Here is a 1,602-nt window from a genome sequence, read left to right as displayed (position 1 = left end):
CGAACGGTCCCTTCAGCTTAGAGTGCGCTCGTTCGCGTGTCAACATCGCTCGTTCCTCCTGGGCGCGGATCCACTCAGGGGGGATAGGGAAATGACGACCCGAGGAATTTCAAGCGCGGGGTGCGTGTTCCGAGGGTGAAGAAAACCAAACACCCCGGGTAGCGGCCCGGAGATGGGAACGGCACCCCGCGGATGGAACATATCGAGGATCGGAAGGGTGCGCTCGTGGAAGCGGGCGAAGAAATGGCGAAGCGGCTGGCAGTCGCGCTGCGTGGCACGGAGGGGGTCGACGTGCTGCTCGCCGCCGTGTCGGAGCTGCTCGACTACGCGGAGTCCGACTGGCGGGCGGACGTGACGGTGATCGAGGCCGAGTCCGAAGCGGTGACGGTGTCGCGCCGGGTCGTACATCGTCTGTTTGAGAGGAAGCTGCAGCGCCGATTGGATGACCTGGACGCGGAGTCGGCCCGTCGACCGGGGCGGTGTCCTGAATGCGAGGCCCCGACGACATCGAGGGGGCGTAAGGAGCGAGGCTGGATGAGCAGTCTCGGCCCGCTTCGGCTCCAGCGCCGATGCCTGGCGTGCACGGGGTGCGGCAGTCAGTGTGTGCCCTCACAGCGCGATATTGGCCTTGGAGATAGCGAGTTCACGCCACGCTTCGAGGAGGTTTGCACGCTCATGTCGAGCACCGTGCCCTTCGACATGGCACGCGGTCTCTTGGAAGAGATGTGCGGCATCACCGCGAGTACCAAGGGCGTCGAGACGATGACCGAGCGACGAGGTGCTGCGCTGCTTGACGTCCTCGCTCGCGAGGCCGAGGACCACTGCCCGTTCGATTCGAAAGGGCTCCCACGAGAGGGAGTGCCCCGTCCAGAAGGAGCCCGTTTAGGGTCGGATGCACCGCGCCGTGCCTACGTCGAGATCGATGGCGTGATCCCGATGACGCGCGTTGAAATCGAGCCGAGTCAGCTCTCGGAAATCGACCGCGCTCGCATCGAACGGGCCCGAGCGAACAAGGTCCGAGGCGGGAAAGGCCGCCGGTTCAACGTGGTCGGCCGGGAGGTCAAGAACGCCGTCCTCTACACCGACGACGACTGCGTAAAGCCCGACATCGGGCGAGGCAGTCTGCTCGACAAGCGTTACGTCTCGCACCTCGGCGAGTGGAAGGCCTTCGCGAAGTCCCTGTGGGTCGAGATGCGGCGGCAGCGATTCGATGACGCCACGGAGCTGATTCTGATCAGCGACGGAGCCGAGTGGATTCGCTCGCTCGCCGATTGGTTGCCGATTTCATGCACGCTGATTCTCGACCTCTTCCACGTGAAGCACCGCATCTGGGAAGCTGCGCATGCGCTCTTCGGCCAGACGTCGAAGGCGTCCGCCTGGGCGAAACGTCAGTGCGCGCGCGTCGAAAATGGCCGAGCGAAGGGTGTCATCCGAACGCTCGAAAGCCTTACGCCCAACGGGTCTGAGGCGCGCGAAGTGGTCCGCTTGCTCGCACACTACCTCGAGTCGAACCTCGACCGCATGGACTAGGCCTCACGTGAGTAATCGTGCAATTTTGGTCGAAGTTGGACTTTAGCCGTGCGATTACAAGCGTTTGCAAGG

1 protein-coding gene is annotated in these 1,602 nt (G+C 63.8%); it reads left to right on the top strand.

Annotated features, from left to right (window positions below):
* Positions 1-243 precede the first annotated feature (243 nt).
* Entirely contained in the window at positions 244-1,530 is a 1,287-nt protein-coding gene (locus H6718_00020) for a UPF0236 family protein (GenBank protein MCB9583748.1), read from the top strand.
* Positions 1,531-1,602: the final 72 nt, after the last annotated feature.

The organism is Polyangiaceae bacterium, from assembly GCA_020633205.1.
Lineage (GTDB): Bacteria > Myxococcota_A > Polyangia > Polyangiales > Polyangiaceae > JAHBVY01.
This window is presented reverse-complemented; position numbering and strand designations above follow the sequence as displayed.

Coding starts and splice junctions, on each gene's coding strand:
- H6718_00020 (MCB9583748.1), top strand. CDS start 244: ATGGCGAAGCGGCTGGCAGTCGCGCTGCGTGGCACGGAGGGGGTCGAC.